The sequence below is a fragment of the Pseudolactococcus reticulitermitis genome, assembly GCF_002260845.1.
Taxonomy (GTDB): domain Bacteria; phylum Bacillota; class Bacilli; order Lactobacillales; family Streptococcaceae; genus Pseudolactococcus; species Pseudolactococcus reticulitermitis.
The window spans coordinates 374,573-393,550 of record NZ_BEDT01000001.1 but is presented as its reverse complement, the minus strand read 5'-3'; the positions used below and the strand labels follow the sequence as shown (position 1 = coordinate 393,550).

Genomic DNA, 18,978 nt, shown 5'->3' with positions numbered 1-18,978 from the left:
TATGACAACACAAATTAAAGTAACTGGAACTCAATCAATTGGTTCTATCCAATTCACAGGAATCGAGGGAGGTTTTAGAGAAGGTAAAAAAGCAATGCTCGTAAAAGACATTGCAATAATTCATGGTCGAGAAGTTAAAACTATTAATCAAGCCATAAAGTTGAATAGTGACAGATTCAGAGATGGTCTAGATATTATTGACTTGAAATCTAAGGTCAACCAAAATGACCTTACTGAGAATTATGGGCTTGAAGTTCATTCAGTAAGAATGGCTAAAAATATCTACCTCTTATCAGAACGAGGATATGCCAAATTGCTTAAAATTCTTGAAGATGATAAGGCGTGGGAAATCTATGATCAGTTAGTAGATAGCTATTTTAACATGAGAAGTGAATTTGATACATCTCATCTCAGTCCTGAACTTCAAATGTTCAATGGTCTTTTCAAATCATTGGCAAAACAGGAGTTGGCAACGAGACAGCTTGAAACAAAAGTTGATAGTATTTCTGAAATCGTTGCAGTCAATACAGTGGATTGGCGCAAGGATACGCGACAACTGATTAATGCAATTGCTAAAACCCAAGGTGGCTATACCGCTTATCAAGAAGTTCAATCTGATATTTATCAAGAGTTGGAACGCCGTGCTGGTTGTAAACTTGGCATTCGTTTGACGAATAAACGCAATGTAATGGCTGGCGAAGGTGTGAGTAAATCTAAACGCGAGAAACTTAATAAAGTTGACGTCATTGCAGATGATAAAAAGCTTGTTGAAATTTACATGGCTATTATCAAAGAATTTTCTATCAAAGTGGGGGTATGGAAGGAGTGAAAAAATAAATACTAATTTTAAAACAAAAAAGCCAGTTTGCAGACTGGCCCTAAGTAAAAATATTTACAAGTTAATTATAGCATATATGGGAGGAGAGTAATGAAAGAAGTAATGCACTATGTTTCGACTGCAACGGCAGAACCACTTCCAGCGGATAAAATGTATTATCCAGATGAAGAATTAGGCAAGTTGTTGCATAGAAAAAAACGTCAGATTGCAGACCGTCGCGTATTAATGGAGAAGGATCCTGTGGCTACTAAGTATGTGTTGGAAGTTGGTGGCAAGATAACTAGATATGATGCTTTTGTTGCATTTTCTGTTTATCTAAAAAAAACAAGAGGTTTAAGCGACAGATGTAAACCGGATTTTAAATTTGAAGATTAGAAGGGAATCGGATGATTGAATACAAAATACTAAAACTTGCAGATTACGAAAATCTACAAAATGAACTGGTACGCAAAGCCATGTTAATTGCAAGTCTTGAAAAAGAGATTGAACAACTGACTATTGTACGCAACAACCAATTCCAGAAGATTGACGAGCTAAATCAAAAGTTATCTGGCTACCAAGAAGATCGCATGCCACTTGATAAATATCCTCTGATATACAGGCCAAAAAGACTAAGCATGTCTGCTGTCAATACCATTATTGACGCCGAGAATTCAGGTGAAGTTATCAACTATCTGAAAAAGGAGTTGGAATAAAATGGCTGAAAATAGCGAAACAATAACAAAAGATGTCATAGTCACTGCTGGAATAATTGAAAAAGGCGCGTTAATTTTGCGTGAGTACATTGGCGATGAGAAAGATGAATCGGGCGAAGTGTATGAGTTATGCATTTCATTGGGACAAAGAGCACCAATCATCAGAATGCCATCGGGTGATACGGTCTACTTTAGATGGGAATCACTGATTGAAGCAGCTAAAAAAGCTTTGGAGGAAGAAAATGCAAAATAAAAATTACCCACGGGTTCAAATCATTATCAATGCGGACACTAACGAAGAAATTCAAGAGTCTGTTAAGTGGCTGAGTAACACAGTCCACCAATCTGCCACAGAGTGGCCAAGCGAGTCACCAGCAACAAAAGTAGCGAATGCTAAACCATCTAACATTAAAGCTGAGGGCACACCACCAGATGATGTGATCCATGAAAAGGCATCAGAGAAGCCTAAGCCTAAAGCCGTGAAAAAAGAAGTTAGCAAGGCTAATGATAAAGCTGAAGGTGTTACCTTGTATGACTTGCGCGAGAAAATGGGCAAAATTATCAAATCTGGAAATCGGGATGGGGCTAAAGCCTTGCTTGCGGCATTTGATGTCCCTAAACTTGGCGAACTGCCACCCGAAAAATTTGCTGATTTTGACAAAGGTCTTGACGAATTGAGTGGGGGTGAGTAATGGCAACACCAGAAGAACACGCAATACTTAGTGCCTCAAGCTCATCAAGGTGGCTTCATTGTACCCCAAGTGTTGTCTTTGCGGCCCCTTACGACAAGGAGAGAAAAGACACAACTTTCACGGCAGAAGGGACAGCCGCACATGCCCTTGCTGAGTTGAAGCTGTCATTCGACACGGGAAAGATTACGAAGCGAAAGCTTAATGCACAGTTGAAGAAGTTCAAAGCCGAAAACGAGTACTATTCTACCAGTTTTGAGGAATTTGTTGACGATTATGTCGGATTTGTTAACGAAACCGTCGCAACTTATGACCATCCGGAAGTTGAACTTGAACAGCGCGTGAATTTTAGTGACTGGGTACCTGATGGCTACGGGACAAGTGATGTCGTGATTATGACTGATTCTATACTGCATATTGTGGATTTGAAATTTGGCAAAGGCGTGCCGGTGTCTGCAGTTGAGAACACGCAATTGATGTTGTATGCCCTAGGGACTTACTACGAATTTAACATGGCCTATGACTTTGACACCGTGCGCATGACCATCCATCAGCCGAGACTCTACGACACTTCAACTTATGAGTTATCTGTGGAGGAGCTGTTGGACTGGGCTGAGACCTTCGTCAAGCCACGTGCTGAGCTTGCTATGGCGGGTGAGGGTGATTATGCTCCAAGCGATAAAGCTTGCCAGTGGTGTCCGGCTAAGGCTGTCTGCAAGGCGCGTGCAGACAAGAATTTACAGAACGCAATCAAGTATGATTTTGCAGATAGCAACGAACTTGAAACAGAGGCTATCTCAGACGTTCTCAGTCAAGCAAAAGAAATTAAGAAGTGGCTTGAAGATGTTGAGGAATATGCACTGGTGCAGGCTCGAGACGAGGGCAAGCATTTCCCTGGATGGAAACTTGTTGCTGGTAGAAGCAATCGTAAAATCACAAATGCCGATGTCGCAGCTAGTCTTTTAACCGACGCCGGCTTCACTGAAATCTTTAAACCTCGCGAACTGCTAACACTTACCGCCATTGAAAAAATGGTTGGTAAGAAGCAATTTGGCGACCTACTGAATGATATCATTGTCAAACCAGAAGGGAAGCCTACACTCGTCGTTGAGACTGACAAACGCCCTGAAATATCCAGTCACAGCCAAGCTGTAAAGGATTTTGAGTAATGGGTATTTGGTACCCTGGAGGATCTCCGGAGTCTGAATTTAAAACAACTAATAGAAAAAATGGAGAAATTATCATGACAACAAAACCTAGCACAACTAAAGTAATCACAGGAATCGTTCGCCTTAGCTTTGTTCACTTGCTTGAAGCAGGGGAAACACCAAGTGGCGACATGAAATACAGCGCACAGCTCTGGATCCCTAAAGAAGATACTGCCACACTTGGCAAAATTGAAAATGCCATTGAAGCTGCCAAAGAAGCTGGAAAATCGAAATGGAATGGGAAAATCCCTGCCAATCTTAAAGAGCCTCTTCGAGATGGTGATGAAGAACTTGATGATGATGGCAATCCTAAAGTACCAGGTCACTACTTCATTAACTGCTCAAGCGTTGGCAAACCAGGTATTATTGACCGCTTTAAACAGCCAGTAGATGACCCAGAACGTGTCTACTCTGGTGTTTATGCTCGTGTATCAATTAACTTCTTTGGTTACAGCGCTGCCGGCAATAAAGGGATCAGTGGTGGTCTTAACAATGTTCAAATTATCAAAGATGGCGAGTTCCTTGGTGGTCGCTCAAGTGCTGACGCTGACTTTGACGAGTTCGAACTTGATGAAGAAGATGACGATTTGATGTAAGACAGAGAGGTGGCATAATGCTGAGACCTATTGAATATAATACTGTCACACCTGATAGGTGTATCGCTGCGATAAGCAAGCTGTGCGAGTACACCACAGTTGACCCTATGCAGATAAAAGCATGGTTGGAGAGCTGTGACTATGTCAAGACGCTCCTAGAGGTCGATGAGGTCTTTGACCAATATATGCAGAAGCGCGGGGAAGAAGGTTATAAGCATGCAGGTCGAGTTTATAGGCAGGTGAAAATGTGATGAAAACTAACTTTGCTAAATACCTAGACGATAACAACCTTGAAATATTTGATGTTGCAAAAATGCTACGGGACTCAAATTGGAATCAAAACGCGAAACACCCTAAAACTCGAGAAGCATTTGTGCGATTGTTAGCTATTGTACCTTCTTGCGGATGGGGGACTTTGAAAGGGAAAGGCGGAAAAAGGTTCCCAGGTGTTTACGACCTTTACGATGGGGCAATATCAGCTTGGAGGGTGGCACAAATTATAGGCTGCAAGGTAGGTGATATTACGTGAAGACTTTAAATATTGATATTGAAACTAGAAGCAGCAATGAAATCAAGTACGGCGTCCGTAAATATGTTGACTCTGAAGACTTTGCAATTCTGCTCTTTGCTTACTCTGTCGATGGTGGAGTAGTTGAGGTGGTCGACTTTACATCTGGTGAGGATGTACCTCTTGAGGTTAATCGTGCCTTAACTGATCCGTCTGTCACTAAGATTGCCTTCAATGCAGCCTTTGAACGGACTTGTATCGCGAGGGCTATGGGAAGACCGCTTCCGCCGGAACAGTGGCGAGATACTATGATATGGGGGATGGAGCTTGGACTTCCAGCCAGTCTGGAACAGATGGCCAAATACTTGAAAGTACCTCAACAGAAAGATACAGAAGGTAAACGATTGATTCGCAAGTTCTGTATCCCTCAAAAAGATGGTATGTTCAATGATGATTATGACTCAGAAGACTGGGAACTATTTAGGTCTTATGTGGCACAAGATGTACGGACTGAAATGTCTATCGCTGATGAACTTGAAGCCTATCCAATTGCTAGCAGTGAGTGGGAACTCTGGGCATTAGACCAACGTATTAACGATCGTGGCATTGGCGTAGATATGGATTTAGTCTACGCAGCACTTGATCTAGATGGGGTGGCATCTGTCGTGGCAAAAGACAAGCTGCAACAGATAACAGGGCTAGCTAATCCCAACAGCGTGATGCAGCTTAAAAATTGGCTTGGCACGCAAGGTGTGGCAGTAGCTTCCATTGGGAAAGCGCAAGTGGATGAAATCCTTGCCAATAATCAAACGCCTCAGATTGTCCGTGACGCCCTCTTGCTACGTCAGGCGACAAGTAACTCAAGTATCAAAAAATATGACATGCTAGCGCGTGCAACTTGTCAAGACGGGCGGATTCATGGCATCTTACAATTTTATGGCGCGAGTCGGACAGGTCGATGGGCTGGCCGTTTACTGCAAGTCCAGAATCTACCTCGTGGGAGCTTAAAGCCCGACGAGTTGGGTCAGGCCAGAGACTTTGTCAAAGCTCAAGACAGCGAAGCGCTGGACATCCTCTGGGGCGATGTGCCTGAAGTATTAAAAAGTCTCATCCGTTCAGCACTTATTCCAAGTGATGGCCATGAGTTCATCGTGAGTGACTTCTCAGCAATTGAGGCACGTGTGATCGCATGGCTTGCTGGAGAAGAATGGGTACTTGATACCTTCCGTGAGGGTCATGACATCTACAAGGCCACGGCTGATCAGATGTTCCATTTAGGCGGTGTAGATAAGGTAGATAAGGCCATGCGTCAGCGTGGTAAAGTGGCAACGCTTGCCCTTGGCTATCAAGGTGGCACTGGGGCATTGCAAGCGATGGGTGCGCTAAACATGGGTATCAAAGAAGAGGAACTTCAGGGGCTAGTGAATGCTTGGCGTAAGGCTAATCCAAATATCGTTAGATTTTGGAAGCGAGTTGAAAAAGCTGCCAAACGCGCCCTAGAATTTGGTACTAAGGTGTCACTAAGAGGTACCGGCATTAAATTCTACGTGCGTGATCACTTCCTGATGATTGAGCTCCCCAATGGCCGATCAATCGCCTATGCGAACGCAACACTTGAAGGTGATCGTATTCGCTATGAAGGCAAAATTATGGCAAGTTCGACCTTCCAGAAACTTGACACCTACGGCGGTAAGTTAGTCGAAAACATCGTACAAGCAACCGCCCGTGATGTCTTAGGTGAGTCCATGCTGAGACTTGAAGCACTTGGTTATAAGATAGTAGCCCATGTGCACGATGAAGTGATCATTGATGTACCGAAGGGTGCAACAAATATTGATGAAATTAATGAGCTGATGGCAGTTAATCCGGAGTGGGCCGAAGGTCTTCCGCTTGCTGCCGCGGGATTTAGGTCAGATTTCTATATGAAAGATTAGGAGGAGATAGCATGAATTTATCGCTATCTGTGGCAAATAGTTCGAGGGCCAAAGCATGGAAAAACCAGGCCATCAGTTGGTCGGATTTTCAAAAGCGCCTCAGGGAACCAACGGTCACGCAGGAGACGGTGGCAGAGTACACCAAGATGACCACTGCCCAGAAAAGCGACGTAAAAGATGTTGGTGGATTTGTGGCTGGGCACTTGGCCAATGGTCAACGTAAGAAAGGGCACGTCGTTCAGCGTTCAATGATTACGCTAGATGCAGACAGCCCGCGCAAGGACCTGTGGGAAGATTTTCTCATGATGTACGACTGCGCAGCTTTACTTTATAGTACGCACAGTCATCGACCTGAGAAACCACGGTACCGCATCATCATCCCGCTGTCACGGCCTGTGACATCAGACGAGTATGTGCCGATTGCGCTAAAAATAGCGGATAATCTGGGACTTGATAATTTTGATGACACGACTTATCAGCCTGAGCGGCTGATGTATTGGTCAAGCCATTCAAGAGATGCTGAGTACGTCTTTGAAACCAACGACGCAGATTTTCTAGACCCTGATGAGATTTTAAACGAATATCCCGATTGGACTGATATCAGCTATTGGCCCGAACTACCCAAGGCTAAAAAGTTGCTGGCGCGCGATGTAAAAAAGGCAGGAGAGCCAACAGAGAAACCGGGCTTGATTGGGGTATTCTGTCGACAGTTCACGATTTCTGAGGCCGTCGCAGAATTTATCCCAGAGGTTTATACACCTACGGAACAGCCAGACCGCTGGACCTATGCCGAAGGGTCAACGAGTGGTGGGCTTGTCGTGTACGATGACAAGTTTGCTTACAGCCATCACTCAACAGATCCGGCAGGGGAGCAGTTGGTTAATGCATGGGACATGGTCCGGATTCACAAATTCGTTGAGCTGGATGATGATGCAAAAGAGGGACCGCCAGTCAGTCGGCTGCCGAGTAACAAGGCAATGACTGAGTTTGTAAATAAGATTCCCACGATAAAATCTGAGGTTGACAAGATTGCACTTGGTGAGGCTGAAAGTGATTTTGATGAATACGTTGATACGGAAGTTATAGATGAAGATGACCAAAGTTGGTTGCAGTATAGCCAGAATGGATCACCTATTATTGATTACAACACGCTAGCGAAAAGAATCACCAAAGAAATCCCCATCTTCTATAATGATACTGAATTTGCTTATTATGATAGGAAACGTGGGATGTGGCGCAGCAACGGTGAAAACTTCATTGAAAGCTATACTGGGCGCGTGAAATTGAAGAAGTTGACTCGGCGAAACCATTTAGGTGAGACGATGAAAAACATTAAAACTGAGTCACATGTGGCAGGCAAGATGCCTGAAAAACCTCAGAATTTGATTGTGCTGAAAAATGGCATCTATGATATTCACACCGGGAAATATTCTCCAGGGTTTGATCCCGATTTATACGCAAGGAGTTGTCACCCTATAGAATATGATCCCGATGCAGATTGCCCGATATTTGATGGTTATCTGGATGTGGTTGTTGGTGAGAATAAAGCTACGATTTATGAGTGGATAGGCTTTCTCTTCTATGGTATTTACAATTTTCAAAAGATCTTGTTTCTATATGGATCTGGTGGGACTGGTAAGTCAACATTGATCAGAATTATGCAAGATATGATTGGTGATGAGGCTACAAGTGCGGTAAGTTTGGAAGCTTTGATAAAAGAACCACATGCGATGCCTGTATTATTCGGAAAGACCGCCAATTTTGATGCTGATGCAAAGCCTGAATTCCTAAAAGATGGTAGCCTACTTAAAAAATTAACAGGCGATGATCCCATTTATGCCAACCCTAAAAATGAAAAACAGTTTTGGTTTAGAAATTTTGCAAAACTGACATTCTCCATGAATTCTATGCCAGCAATGACTGACCATTCAGGTGGTTTGGCCAGACGTGCAATGATTATCAAGATGGATGTGAAAGTTACAGCAGCCATGATGAAGGAATTCCCTTTGGAAGTGATACTGCAAGAAACACCGGGCATTTTTAACAAGGCGATGCAATATTTCAGAGAGGCGCTTAAACGCGGTACATTCACAGAAACAGATTCCATGAAAGCAGAACTGCAAGATTGGCTTGAAGGGAATGATACTGTTGCGATGTTTATCAAAGAAGCCACTGAAACAGTATTGGATAGCTACACCGAAGCCGCTGACCTTTTCAGTGCCTACAAATCATATTCGATGTCCAGCAACTACAAGCCACTTGGGCGTAATAAGTTCTATGACAGGGTTGTGGAACTGGGCCACGAAAAGGTTAAGCAAAGAGTAAATGGCATTAAAAACCCTCGATGGGTGGTTAAAGAACTCAAACCTATTATCACTGATTTCGAGTAAAAAAAATCTGTTCCACTTTTGTTCCAATTACTGTTCCAGTTTTGAAAATTAAATCAGTAATTTAAAGTAGTGAGTTTCAGAATCTAGTTCTAAAAGTGGAACATTGGAACAAAAAAACTCAAAATTGGAACATTTCTAATACGCAAGTTTAAAGGTTTTAAAGGGAGTTTGTTCCAATGTTCCACTTTTATTTATATATAGGGTAAATAATAGAATAAGGTATAAAAAAGTTTAAAAATATAGGTGTAAATGTGTATATAAGAATATTTCAAAAAAAAATGGAACATTGGAACAAGGGAGGAAATTATGAGCGATGAAATCACCACCTTAGTGGAGGCTGAACTGGCAGAAAGTATGCCAGATCTGAGGCGTATTCTCAGGGAGTTCAAGCAAGGTTGGCCAAAAGGCTGGAGAGTATGCAAAATAGATGTGATCCCGGTGTGGGATTCCTACTTAGTAAAGTATACTATTGAGAAAATACCGGAGGACGAATGATGCAGCTTGAAAATGACGTCGAAAAGCGTTTAATCAATAAAGTAAAAGCTTTGGGCGGAATCACTTTCAAATTCACGAGCCCCTCCACAAAAGGTGTGCCTGACAGGATCATAATCTATGGTGGACAGACTGTTTTTGTTGAGTTGAAGCGCCCCGGAAAAGAACCTAACGCCTTACAGCGATATTGGCTAAAAGAATTAGAATATCAAAAAATCAGTACAGCCGTAGTCAGCACTTTCTATGAAGTTGATGAATTGATGGCTGACTTACAGAAAAGGGGTGATTATCTCCATGGAAGCTAAATTACATGATTATCAAGACTACTGCGTTAATTTCATTTTGACGCATGAGTCATCAGCGTTATTGCTTGACATGGGTCTCTAGGTAAGACTTTAATATCTCTTACAGCTATCAAGGAATTAAGCGATTTTGGGCTACTTGGCAAGTGCTTGATTATTGCCCCCTTGACTGTTGCCAAAGATACCTGGCCAAAAGAAATTGTGAAATGGGATCATCTCAAAGATCTGACTTCCAGTTTAATTATTGGCAATCAGAAACAACGTTTGGCAGCACTTGAAGCTGATGCCGATATCTACATCATCAACAAGGAAAATTTTGTCTGGTTGACTGAAAATCATAAGTGGGATTTTGACACCATCGTGATTGACGAGCTGTCAGGATTTAAAGCTACTAATACTAAGCGGTTTAAGGCGATGCGGAAAATTAGACCAAGAGTAAAACGGATGGTGGGACTAACAGGAACGCCAGCGCCCAATAGTCTTTTGGATTTATGGCCACAAATGTATACTGTGGATCGTGGCGAAAGTCTTGGGTCATCTGTGACTAAGTTTAGAGCTACTTATTTCTATCCAGCACAAGCTAGCGGACATATCGTCTACAAGTGGGCATTAAGAGATGGGGCTGATGAATTAATCTATGGAAAAATTAGTAAAAACGCAGTTAGTATGCGAGCTAAAGACCACCTCAATTTACCTGAAAGAGTTGATAATGTGATTGAGGTTGAACTCTCAGCTAGTGAACGTAAACAATATCAGCAGCTTAAAAAGGACTATATTTTAGAAATTGCCAATCAAGAAATAATGGCACCTAATGCAGCTAGTCTAGGTAATAAATTGCTGCAATTGGCGCAAGGGGCTGTCTATGATACGGACAAAAATGTCCTAGACATTCACAGCCGTAAAAAAGAAGCCTTGGATAGAGTCATCGAAGAAGCTAACGGGCAACCAATTTTAGTTTTCTACTGGTTCAAGTTTGACCGTGAAAGACTACTGAGTTGGTACCCTGAAGCACAAGAAATTTCAACAGATAAAATAACTGCTTGGAATAATAAAGAAATCCCTTTGATGATTGCACACCCAGCAAGTAGTGGTCATGGCCTGAATCTACAAGCTGGCGGTCACATTATTGTTTGGTATGGCATCAACTGGAGCGCTGAATATTATGCGCAAGCTAATGCAAGACTTGACAGACAAGGTCAGACTGAGTCTGTCATCGTCCATCATATTATCACCAAAGATACAGAAGATGAACGAGCGCTGCAAGTGTTGCAGGGGAAAATTACAGTACAAGAAGCACTGATGGAAGCTGTGAAAGCAGAGGTGAAAGAATGACAGACCAAGAATATACAGGGGCACCCTACGCAGAAAAAGGCGAGGAGCTGACAATCTCAATTAGTGGATCATTTATCTTCACTTGTCCAATAGACTTCAAAGACTTCGAAGATCTACGAGATTACATCATCTCAAATCGTCAAGATGATATTGACAACAATTTGGAATTATCGGAGGACTGAGGTGACAACATGGAAAGTGTAGAAGTGGCAAGGAAGATGTGGCCAGCCCGTGACAATAATTTATATCACAATGGAAAGCTTGTGCCATCTCTTGTAGAGACAGAAAAAGGCGTCAAGCGCGGTGCGGGAGATTTCACCATCATGCCTGGCGATTTAGCAACGGACATCAACACTGGTAAGACTTACCGGAGCAGTCCAGCATTTCAAATTCATGATGGTAAAAAGTTCCATAATTCCTATTGGATAGAAGTTGAGGTAGAAAAAATGATTGACTATGAGAAAATTTACACGCGGGCAGACGCGGAGTGTTTAACAGGTGGCTATGATATCAAAACATTTGCACCGCTTAAACCAAACAGCACGTGGGATATGCGCAAATTGACAAAAGTTTGTGAACAAGAGGGAACAACACTTGAAGATTTCTTGAATTGGTGCAGATCTAACAAGGCTAAGGAATAGGTGATCGAATGAAATTTAAAGCAAAACCAAAAGATCCAGAAATTGCGCAAGAATTATTTAGCGATTTCATGGATGAAGACGGATATATCCACGGCTGGTATGTCGATGGTGTAATCGTTGGCGACTTTGTGGAATTAAACGATGAGTATGCGATACTGGAATTCTGGTGTCCGATCGATATAGAAACACTTGAGGTAATTGAATGAGCGACATCAAAGAAGGCAGGAAGTATAAAGTAGCATTTGAATATCCTTTCAGTATCTTTGATTGTGTCATCTGGAACGGCCAAGAGTGGTATTTCAACACCTTTCCTGAGATCAAACGATTTTTGGCGAAGTATGACAAGCACTGCAAAATCAAAATGGCCGAGATCAAACTAATTGAAACAGATGAAACGGTTGAGATATGGCATTTTGATACAACTACTGAACTTGGTAAATTGGGTATCAAGGAGGTGACGAATGAAAAAGCTATTTGAAGCGCTGTCTGCCATCATCATCGGCGCCTGCATCGTTTACTGGGGATACAAAGCAGATTGTCGACTAGATGCGATCCAAGCAAAACAGGAGCAACTTGAAAAGCGTGTCGATAATTTGACCGCAGCGATGCAAACCAAAGACAAAGAGATCGAGACAGGTCTCAGACAAGTACAAGACGGGATCATGCTGAAGATTGATTGGCTAGAAAAACAGGTGGTGGAATGAGTAAATTCAGTGTTTGCACAACAAAGTACGATTCTGTATCTCTATTTGAATCAACTAGCAAATGGGTAGCATTAAATTGGCTAGATAGTGCACTTAGAAATATAGCTGGTTTTAGTTTAATCGACGAACTGAACGGAATGCAGTTACAAATTTTTGATTCTAAGTTATTTGAAACTAAGGATAAAATACCTGTGTATTTTATCAATCTAGTCATAAAAGAATTCAACATAGAAATGCGAGAGGAGTAGAAATGAAAATTAGGATTCAGGGCAGTAAGGTCATCCGGTATATCAAAGCAAAGGACGGCAAGACTTACACTGAAACGTTTGACTTCTCTAGGCACGGCGTGTCAAACTTGATGCGCAGGCTGTCAGCTGTAGGCAAATTTGATCTGGACGACGAAAAGAGCGAGAAAAATTTGAACTATTTATCAGACTTACTGGTAAATAACAGATTAATTTAAGGGGGCTAACTTGAGCAAATTAGAAGAATTTGAAAGGCTGCGATGGTCAGATGATGAGCGCAAGCAGATTATTGAAAAGGCTAAAGAAGTATTGTCTGATTACATCGTGCTTGATCGGCGTGCAAAAAGCATGTTGGCCATCAAGCCGCCTGGGGTGAAAAGTCCAACGATGTCTTCTGAGCCCAAGTCTCAAAAGTTGGGCAATGCTTCAGAAGATAGGGTCATTCACTATCTCACAGCTAAGGAGCAAGCTGAACAGTATCGGGAGCAGGTTGATGAAATATACAACTCTGTCAGAAAGTGTTCTATTGTGTCAGCTGTCATCTTGACAATGCGCTATCTTGAGCAGCACTCAGACGAGGAGATTTGGACAGCGGTCCACTACGAAAAAGCCTGGTACTATGAAACGGGCCTACCGAATGCCGTGAGCGAATTTGCAGAGATTTGGCACAATGGGGAAATACCTAGAGCAGTTCAGAATGGACTTTTAGCAGACTAAGTTTTCGAAAATGGGTGCTAAAATTGTAGTATGGTATTTGTGGATAGCACCGGTGGTTCCTCCTTTGGTTTTTTGATTACAAACATACTTTTTCCATACGCTACAAATACCAAAGCAGGTTAGCCTGCTATTAAACGGGAATAGAGCAGTGGTAGCTTGCTGGTCTCATACGCCAGAGGTCGTGGGTTCGAGTCCCGCTTCCCGAATTAAGGCCAGTGCGGGATCGCCTTAATAAGCAACCGCTAGAGTCTAAAGTGATTTTTTGACTATCAGGAAAGACTGATGTTGGGGATATAAGCAGCCGCGGTATACGGTCAGTTCAAGTCTGGCCTCCCTGATTGTTTAAATAATGCGGATTAAGTCTTGGAATAATATTCCTAGGCTTTTTTCGTACAGAAAAGAGGTGATAACATGACAGACAAGCAGAGAATTTTCGCAGATGAATACTTAAAAGATTTGAACGGAACGAGGGCCTATAAAATAGCTTATCCGAACGTCAAGAAAGATTCAGTTGCAGCAGCTAATGCAAGTAGACTGCTAACAAATGCTAAGCTCAAAGCTTATATAGACGAGCAGCTTGAAATAATGCACAACGAGCGCACAGCAGATGCACAGGAAGTCCTAGAGTTTCTGACCTCTGTAATGCGTGGTAATCAGACTGAACAAACGCTGATAGGCTTGGGAGAGGGAAATCAAGGCATTACTGAAATTGATGTTGGTGCAAAAGATAGACTGAAAGCTGCTGAACTGCTTGGCAAACGACATGCGTTGTTCACTGATAAAGTTGACTTGCAATCAGGCGATATTGTTATCAAGGTTGGTGAGTGGGATGCTGAAAACGAAGAAACGTAATATCATCCTAGAATTCAACTTCCCTTCAAGGGTCTTTAATAAAAGATACTACAACAGTTTGCGGGATTACTCTAAGTTCACGGAAGTCCATTACGGTGGCGCATCAAGTGGCAAGTCTCATGGCGTAGTCCAAAAGATTGTGTTCAAAGCCTGCCAGCCATGGCGGCACCCTAGAAAAGTCTTGTTCACTCGGAAGGTCGGTCGGTCAATCAAGGATTCGATTTTTGAAGATGTCAAAGCCTGTCTGAGTGATTGGAACTTGCTTGATAAGTGTAAAGTAAACAATACGGATTTTCGTATTACTTTACCTAACGGCTCTGAGTTTCTTTTCAAGGGCATGGACGATCCCGAGAAAATCAAGTCAATCAAAGGCATCTCTGATGTGGTCATGGAGGAAACGACCGAGTTTACTCTGGAAGACTATACGCAGCTTACACTGCGCTTGCGCGAAAGAAAACACAGAGACAGACAGATCTTCCTAATGTTTAACCCAGTATCGAAATTGAACTGGGTTTTTAAATACTTTTTCAGCGAGGAATCAAACGTTGACTTGCAACGCACAGCCATCTATCACTCAACATACACTGATAATAGATTCCTTGATGAGGACAACAAAAAAGTCATCGAAGAACTAAAGAAGCGTAACCCAGCTTATTACCGCATTTACGCTTTAGGTGAGTTTGCGACATTGGATAAGTTGGTATTCCCGACTTACATGAAGCGTAGGCTTGATAAAAGTAGTCCTGAGTTAAGAAAGCTTGAATCAGACTTTGGGCTTGACTTTGGTTATGTAAATGACCCTTCAGCTTTTATTCATGTAAAAGTTGACGAAAAGAATAAGCGTGTTTATATTCTCGAGGAGTTCACGAAAAAAGGGATGCTGAATGATGAGATAGCCAGCATGATCAAAGACCTAGGATATATGAAAGAGATCATCACAGCTGATTCAGCTGAGCAAAAATCTATTGTCGAGATTAAGACCAAAGGGATTAGTCGAATAAGGTCAGCTAAAAAAGGCCCTGACAGTATCCGTCAAGGCATCCAGTGGTTACTGCAATATGAATTGATCGTTGATGACCGATGTGTCAAGCTGATTGAGGAGTTGGAAAATTATACCTGGAAGAAAGATAAGAAGACAGGCGAGTACACGAATGAACCTGTTGACTCATACAACCACGTCATTGATGCTATACGCTATGCGATTGAACATAGAAGTAAAGGCTACAAGGCCAAAGCAGGCATCATCAAACGAAGAATTTAACAAGGAGAAAATATGTCTATCACTATCGCAAGGAAGTTTGTTCCTGACCCAAATAATCCAACCGCTGAAGTCGTCGCACGTTGTATTGAATTACATCAAGCCGAACTCAAAAGGCTTGAAAGGCTAAATAATTATTACGACGGCAATCATGACATCAAGTCTAAAACGTATGACAAGGACGTCTACAAGAATACCGTGGTCAATGAGGCTAAAAAGATTACTGATTTGAATGTCGCATTCGCCACCGGAAATGCCGTCAGCTACTCAAGTACAGACGAGATTGAGCCACTACTGGACGTCTTCAAAGAAGTCGATATCGAGGGCCACGACGTCGAGCTTGAGAAAGACCTGTCTGTTTTTGGCTACTCGAACGAATTACACTACTTGAAACCAATAGGAGATGATGAGACCAAAATCATGGTGCAAAAGATTGACCCACGTGGTTCATTCGTTGTCACGGACGACACGCTTGACAAAGAAGCCATGTTTGGTGTGCGGTACTTTGAGACTTTCGACTTAAATAATAAGTCTGCTGGCTATGAAGTTGAAATCTATGCGGCTACTACTCTGACTTTCTATACCGTGCAAAAGCTCGACATGAAGAAAGTCACAGAGCTTGAAGTAAAGGAAAACCCTTATGGCAAAGTACCACTCATTGAGTTCCGAAATAATGAAGAAAAACAAGGCGACTTTGAACCGGTCATTGATCTGATTGATGCGTATAACACGCTCACAACTGACCGACTAAACGATAAAGAAGCCCACTTGCAGGCAATTCTTGTGGCTTATGGCTACTCTATTGTCGATGCGATCAATGACACTAACGATGCCAAGGGTGAGCAGATGGCAATTGACGTGCCAGACCCAGCGGGTCGCACAGAGTTCTTGACCAATCCACTAGACGAAACACAGGTCGAGATATTGGCCAATCGTATCAAAGAAGATTTACATGAAATTAGCAACACGCCTAATCTCAATGACAAGGACTTTGCCGGCAACATCTCAGGCGAGGCGATGAAGTGGAAAATCTTTGGTCTACTCAATAATCTTGGCATGAAGCAGCGCTATTTTATCAAAGGGATTCGCAAGCGTTTGGAGCTACTGCAGGCTATCATCAAAGTGAAACTTGCTAAAGAAGTAGACATCACGAACATCGAGATTAAGATGACCCCGTTTATTCCGGCCAATCTGAGTGAGATTATCAGCAACATCTCACAGTCACAAGAGTTTATTCCACTACAACACTCGCTCTCTTGGTTGCCTGATGTAGATGACCCGAGCCAGATTATTGAACAGCTGCGTGAACAGAAAGCGGAAAGTATTGAGGTCAATCAGCAGATATTAGGCGCTTCGACTGGTTTTGAAGATGAGAAAAAGGAAAGTGAGACAGACGATGACGAAAGTGAAGATTGAGATTTACAATCAGGCTGATACTATCCAAAAGGTTATCCTGATTGGGCATACACGGACAGATATCTGCACAGCTATCACGGGCATGGTCGAGATGACGCGTGAGGCTTTGGAAAACTTAATAGCTATCAAGGACTTCGAAGCAAAGACATCAATCGGCTTTGCTGTCTTCATTGTCAACGAAATTGAGCATGATAGTCAGTTGTTACTGCGCAGCTTAACTCACTCGCTGACCGTGATTGCTGAGCAAAATCCTGAGAGCGTAGAGGTGGTGACGATTGAGCATGAAGAAAAAGGTCAAGATTGATGATTTAGGCTACTGGGAACGTCGAGCGGTCTTAGAGGAAGCTACTGTCCAGAAGTCAGCAACTCATACGTCTAAGGTGGTCAATGCTGCTTATAACGGAGCTCAGCAATCTCTCTATGACGAGTATATTAAGCTGCTGAAACGCATGAGACAGCGGACTGGTTGGGATAATGATAAGATATCAGAGTTTTTGCAGCAACGTGCCAATCCCGATGAGATTGCAGAGCTTGCCAAGATGCGTGACCGGACGACTAATAAGCTAGTCAAATCTAAGATACAAGCCCGGCTGAACGCTGAGGCTTTGAAGCATAGAATCAATCGTCTGGACATCATCAAAACCAAGGCTTTCATTATGGCTCAGGAAACGGCTCCTGTGCATCGGAGTGCCTTAGAGGAGCTATTGACCGGAACTGTCAAAGAAGCGTATCTGAGTGGACAAGGCGAGGTCATAGCGGCACAAAATGCTGATGGTGCATCCAGAAACTTAAACGAGCTAACAAAATCATCTCAGGCACTTGGAAAGACTAAAAGTGAAGCCTACCAAAAAGAAGTCGAGTCCGTAAAAAATCGCCTGAAAGAACTACCGCAAAAGGAAGTCAAACAAGCGATTGAAAAGAATTGGTTGGGGAGTAACTATTCCAAACGTATCTGGGGCAATACTGACCGACTAGCCGAACGTCTCGAGAAACTGTTCACGATGAAAGAATTATCTAGCATGAGTGAACGGGACATGCGCAAGGTCATTGAGTATGAATTTCAAGTATCCAGAGGAATAGCAGAACGCCTAATCCGCACGGAAGCCAATCATCAGTATAACTATGGTAAGCTGCTTGGATGGCGTGAGAATTTTTCAGACGGACAGTATAAGTTGGTGGCGATTCTTGATAGTCGGACATCTCAGATTTGTCGGGACCACAACGGGAAAAAGTACGATGTGAAAACTGCTGAAGTTGGCGAGAATTTCCCACCACTACATCCATGGTGTCGGTCGACTGTTGTCTTGGTCTTCGATGAAATAGCAACACCAGTTGCGTCTATTAGTTTGCCAGAACCACAGCAATCGTTGCCAACGCCAATGCCTAGACCCAAGCCTTACGAGAGTGTGAAAGATGAGTGGTTGGTCAACAAAAAAGAGGGTGCAGAAGTTGTTGAGAGTATGTCCAGAACAATTGATGAGAAGATTTATACAGTTGATGGTAGTGATGTGACATTTAGCCATGATGAGTTTGAACATAAAGTAGCTCACGTATTGGTGGACAATTTTGGCGGACGCGTTGAATTGCTTCCAGAGATTCATAATCCAAAGTATACGAAAAATCCAGATTATTTATTTAACGGAGAATTATTTGAGTTAAAAACACCTAAACCTAAAAACAATGGAGGTAGTGTCGAGAACTTCAAGCAAGTAATAAAAAGGGCATTGAAACAAACCCCAAAAGTAATCATCAACATCGAAAAATATGAAATAGATGTAGAAGAAATCCTAAATAGCATGGGTAGAATTTTTAATTCTCCAGATATTAAGGACTTAGATACGTTAATTATTGTAAATGACAAAACTATTATTGATATATTTAAAAGAAAATAAAAAAAAGAGGCTCCCTGACCTACTTCATGTGTTGAAGATTGGAATGCTGGCGGTCTGGGCGGCTCTTTCTTTACTTTAATTATACACCCATTGGATAAATAATGCAAATGGACTTTTAGCAGACTCACAATACAAAAATCAGAGGTAAAATAATAGTATGAGAATAGCGAAAGGCGAGAGCTTTCCGCTATTTTTGTGTACTCATGACTGGGGGCGGTCGTTAAACTACCACAATCAAAAATAAACTGGTGGGCACGATCGTGAACGGC

25 protein-coding genes, 1 tRNA gene and 1 pseudogene are annotated in these 18,978 nt (G+C 42.4%); all 27 read left to right on the top strand.

Annotation, left to right across the window (positions count from 1 at the left end; genetic code table 11):
* Nucleotide 1: 1 nt before the first annotated feature.
* Nucleotides 2-829, top strand: coding sequence for an ORF6N domain-containing protein (locus RsY01_RS11070; RefSeq protein WP_238594931.1), 828 nt, complete (start codon nucleotides 2-4; stop codon nucleotides 827-829).
* Nucleotides 830-928: 99 nt separating this feature from the next.
* Nucleotides 929-1,213 (top strand): hypothetical protein, encoded by a 285-nt coding sequence (locus tag RsY01_RS01890; protein WP_094783870.1) that lies wholly within the window; start codon nucleotides 929-931, stop codon nucleotides 1,211-1,213.
* A gap of 11 nt (nucleotides 1,214-1,224) precedes the next feature.
* Entirely contained in the window at nucleotides 1,225-1,533 is a 309-nt protein-coding gene (locus RsY01_RS01885; protein ID WP_094783869.1) for a hypothetical protein, read from the top strand.
* Between the two features lies 1 nt (nucleotide 1,534).
* Nucleotides 1,535-1,786 (top strand): hypothetical protein, encoded by a 252-nt coding sequence (locus RsY01_RS01880; RefSeq protein WP_094783868.1) that lies wholly within the window; start codon nucleotides 1,535-1,537, stop codon nucleotides 1,784-1,786.
* Nucleotides 1,776-2,225, top strand: coding sequence for a hypothetical protein (locus RsY01_RS01875; RefSeq protein WP_094783867.1), 450 nt, complete (start codon nucleotides 1,776-1,778; stop codon nucleotides 2,223-2,225). Before RsY01_RS01880 ends, RsY01_RS01875 begins: the two co-directional genes overlap by 11 nt.
* On the top strand, nucleotides 2,225-3,391 hold the full coding sequence (locus RsY01_RS01870) for a DUF2800 domain-containing protein (RefSeq protein ID WP_094783866.1): 1,167 nt from the start codon (nucleotides 2,225-2,227) through the stop codon (nucleotides 3,389-3,391). The genes RsY01_RS01875 and RsY01_RS01870 overlap by 1 nt, the downstream gene beginning before the upstream one ends.
* Nucleotides 3,392-3,465: 74 nt before the next feature.
* Nucleotides 3,466-4,026, top strand: a complete 561-nt coding sequence (locus RsY01_RS01865; RefSeq protein WP_094783865.1) for a DUF2815 family protein — start codon at nucleotides 3,466-3,468, stop codon at nucleotides 4,024-4,026.
* A gap of 250 nt (nucleotides 4,027-4,276) precedes the next feature.
* On the top strand, nucleotides 4,277-4,555 hold the full coding sequence (locus RsY01_RS01855; protein ID WP_094783863.1) for a hypothetical protein: 279 nt from the start codon (nucleotides 4,277-4,279) through the stop codon (nucleotides 4,553-4,555).
* Nucleotides 4,552-6,468 (top strand): DNA polymerase, encoded by a 1,917-nt coding sequence (locus RsY01_RS01850; protein WP_094783862.1) that lies wholly within the window; start codon nucleotides 4,552-4,554, stop codon nucleotides 6,466-6,468. Before RsY01_RS01855 ends, RsY01_RS01850 begins: the two co-directional genes overlap by 4 nt.
* Nucleotides 6,469-6,479: 11 nt before the next feature.
* Nucleotides 6,480-8,858: a DNA primase family protein gene (locus tag RsY01_RS01845; RefSeq protein WP_094783861.1), complete on the top strand. Its 2,379-nt coding sequence runs from the start codon at nucleotides 6,480-6,482 to the stop codon at nucleotides 8,856-8,858.
* Nucleotides 8,859-9,164: 306 nt separating this feature from the next.
* The gene (locus RsY01_RS01840; protein ID WP_094783860.1) at nucleotides 9,165-9,353 is read left to right on the top strand and encodes a hypothetical protein; all 189 of its coding nucleotides are present in this window, start codon (nucleotides 9,165-9,167) and stop codon (nucleotides 9,351-9,353) included.
* Complete coding sequence (locus RsY01_RS01835; protein ID WP_094783859.1) at nucleotides 9,350-9,655, top strand: VRR-NUC domain-containing protein; 306 nt, start codon at nucleotides 9,350-9,352, stop codon at nucleotides 9,653-9,655. The genes RsY01_RS01840 and RsY01_RS01835 overlap by 4 nt, the downstream gene beginning before the upstream one ends.
* A pseudogene (locus tag RsY01_RS01830) lies at nucleotides 9,645-10,984 on the top strand (SNF2-related protein). The gene RsY01_RS01835 and the pseudogene RsY01_RS01830 overlap by 11 nt, the downstream one beginning before the upstream one ends.
* Nucleotides 10,981-11,166: a hypothetical protein gene (locus tag RsY01_RS01825; protein WP_094783858.1), complete on the top strand. Its 186-nt coding sequence runs from the start codon at nucleotides 10,981-10,983 to the stop codon at nucleotides 11,164-11,166. The pseudogene RsY01_RS01830 and the gene RsY01_RS01825 overlap by 4 nt, the downstream one beginning before the upstream one ends.
* A gap of 9 nt (nucleotides 11,167-11,175) precedes the next feature.
* Entirely contained in the window at nucleotides 11,176-11,625 is a 450-nt protein-coding gene (locus RsY01_RS01820; protein WP_133063184.1) for a hypothetical protein, read from the top strand.
* Nucleotides 11,626-11,633: 8 nt separating this feature from the next.
* Nucleotides 11,634-11,831: a hypothetical protein gene (locus RsY01_RS01815; protein WP_094783856.1), complete on the top strand. Its 198-nt coding sequence runs from the start codon at nucleotides 11,634-11,636 to the stop codon at nucleotides 11,829-11,831.
* The gene (locus RsY01_RS01810) at nucleotides 11,828-12,103 is read left to right on the top strand and encodes a hypothetical protein (protein ID WP_094783855.1); all 276 of its coding nucleotides are present in this window, start codon (nucleotides 11,828-11,830) and stop codon (nucleotides 12,101-12,103) included. Before RsY01_RS01815 ends, RsY01_RS01810 begins: the two co-directional genes overlap by 4 nt.
* Complete coding sequence (locus RsY01_RS01805) at nucleotides 12,087-12,329, top strand: hypothetical protein (RefSeq protein WP_094783854.1); 243 nt, start codon at nucleotides 12,087-12,089, stop codon at nucleotides 12,327-12,329. Before RsY01_RS01810 ends, RsY01_RS01805 begins: the two co-directional genes overlap by 17 nt.
* On the top strand, nucleotides 12,302-12,577 hold the full coding sequence (locus RsY01_RS01800; protein ID WP_167373207.1) for a hypothetical protein: 276 nt from the start codon (nucleotides 12,302-12,304) through the stop codon (nucleotides 12,575-12,577). The genes RsY01_RS01805 and RsY01_RS01800 overlap by 28 nt, the downstream gene beginning before the upstream one ends.
* A 2-nt stretch (nucleotides 12,578-12,579) precedes the next feature.
* Nucleotides 12,580-12,792: a hypothetical protein gene (locus RsY01_RS01795; RefSeq protein ID WP_094783852.1), complete on the top strand. Its 213-nt coding sequence runs from the start codon at nucleotides 12,580-12,582 to the stop codon at nucleotides 12,790-12,792.
* A 10-nt stretch (nucleotides 12,793-12,802) separates the two neighbouring features.
* Nucleotides 12,803-13,291, top strand: a complete 489-nt coding sequence (locus tag RsY01_RS01790; RefSeq protein ID WP_094783851.1) for an ArpU family phage packaging/lysis transcriptional regulator — start codon at nucleotides 12,803-12,805, stop codon at nucleotides 13,289-13,291.
* Nucleotides 13,292-13,425: 134 nt separating this feature from the next.
* A tRNA-Met gene (locus RsY01_RS01785) sits at nucleotides 13,426-13,497 on the top strand.
* A gap of 205 nt (nucleotides 13,498-13,702) precedes the next feature.
* Nucleotides 13,703-14,143: a terminase small subunit gene (locus RsY01_RS01780; protein ID WP_094783850.1), complete on the top strand. Its 441-nt coding sequence runs from the start codon at nucleotides 13,703-13,705 to the stop codon at nucleotides 14,141-14,143.
* A complete protein-coding gene (locus RsY01_RS01775) occupies nucleotides 14,121-15,404 on the top strand; it encodes a PBSX family phage terminase large subunit (RefSeq protein WP_094783849.1) in 1,284 nt (427 codons plus the stop codon). The genes RsY01_RS01780 and RsY01_RS01775 overlap by 23 nt, the downstream gene beginning before the upstream one ends.
* 12 nt (nucleotides 15,405-15,416) lie before the next feature.
* Nucleotides 15,417-16,817, top strand: a complete 1,401-nt coding sequence (locus RsY01_RS01770; RefSeq protein WP_094783848.1) for a phage portal protein — start codon at nucleotides 15,417-15,419, stop codon at nucleotides 16,815-16,817.
* The gene (locus RsY01_RS01765; protein WP_157905762.1) at nucleotides 16,798-17,121 is read left to right on the top strand and encodes a ribosomal-processing cysteine protease Prp; all 324 of its coding nucleotides are present in this window, start codon (nucleotides 16,798-16,800) and stop codon (nucleotides 17,119-17,121) included. Before RsY01_RS01770 ends, RsY01_RS01765 begins: the two co-directional genes overlap by 20 nt.
* Nucleotides 17,099-18,709, top strand: coding sequence for a minor capsid protein (locus tag RsY01_RS01760; protein WP_094783846.1), 1,611 nt, complete (start codon nucleotides 17,099-17,101; stop codon nucleotides 18,707-18,709). Before RsY01_RS01765 ends, RsY01_RS01760 begins: the two co-directional genes overlap by 23 nt.
* The last annotated feature ends 269 nt before the right edge of the window (nucleotides 18,710-18,978 follow it).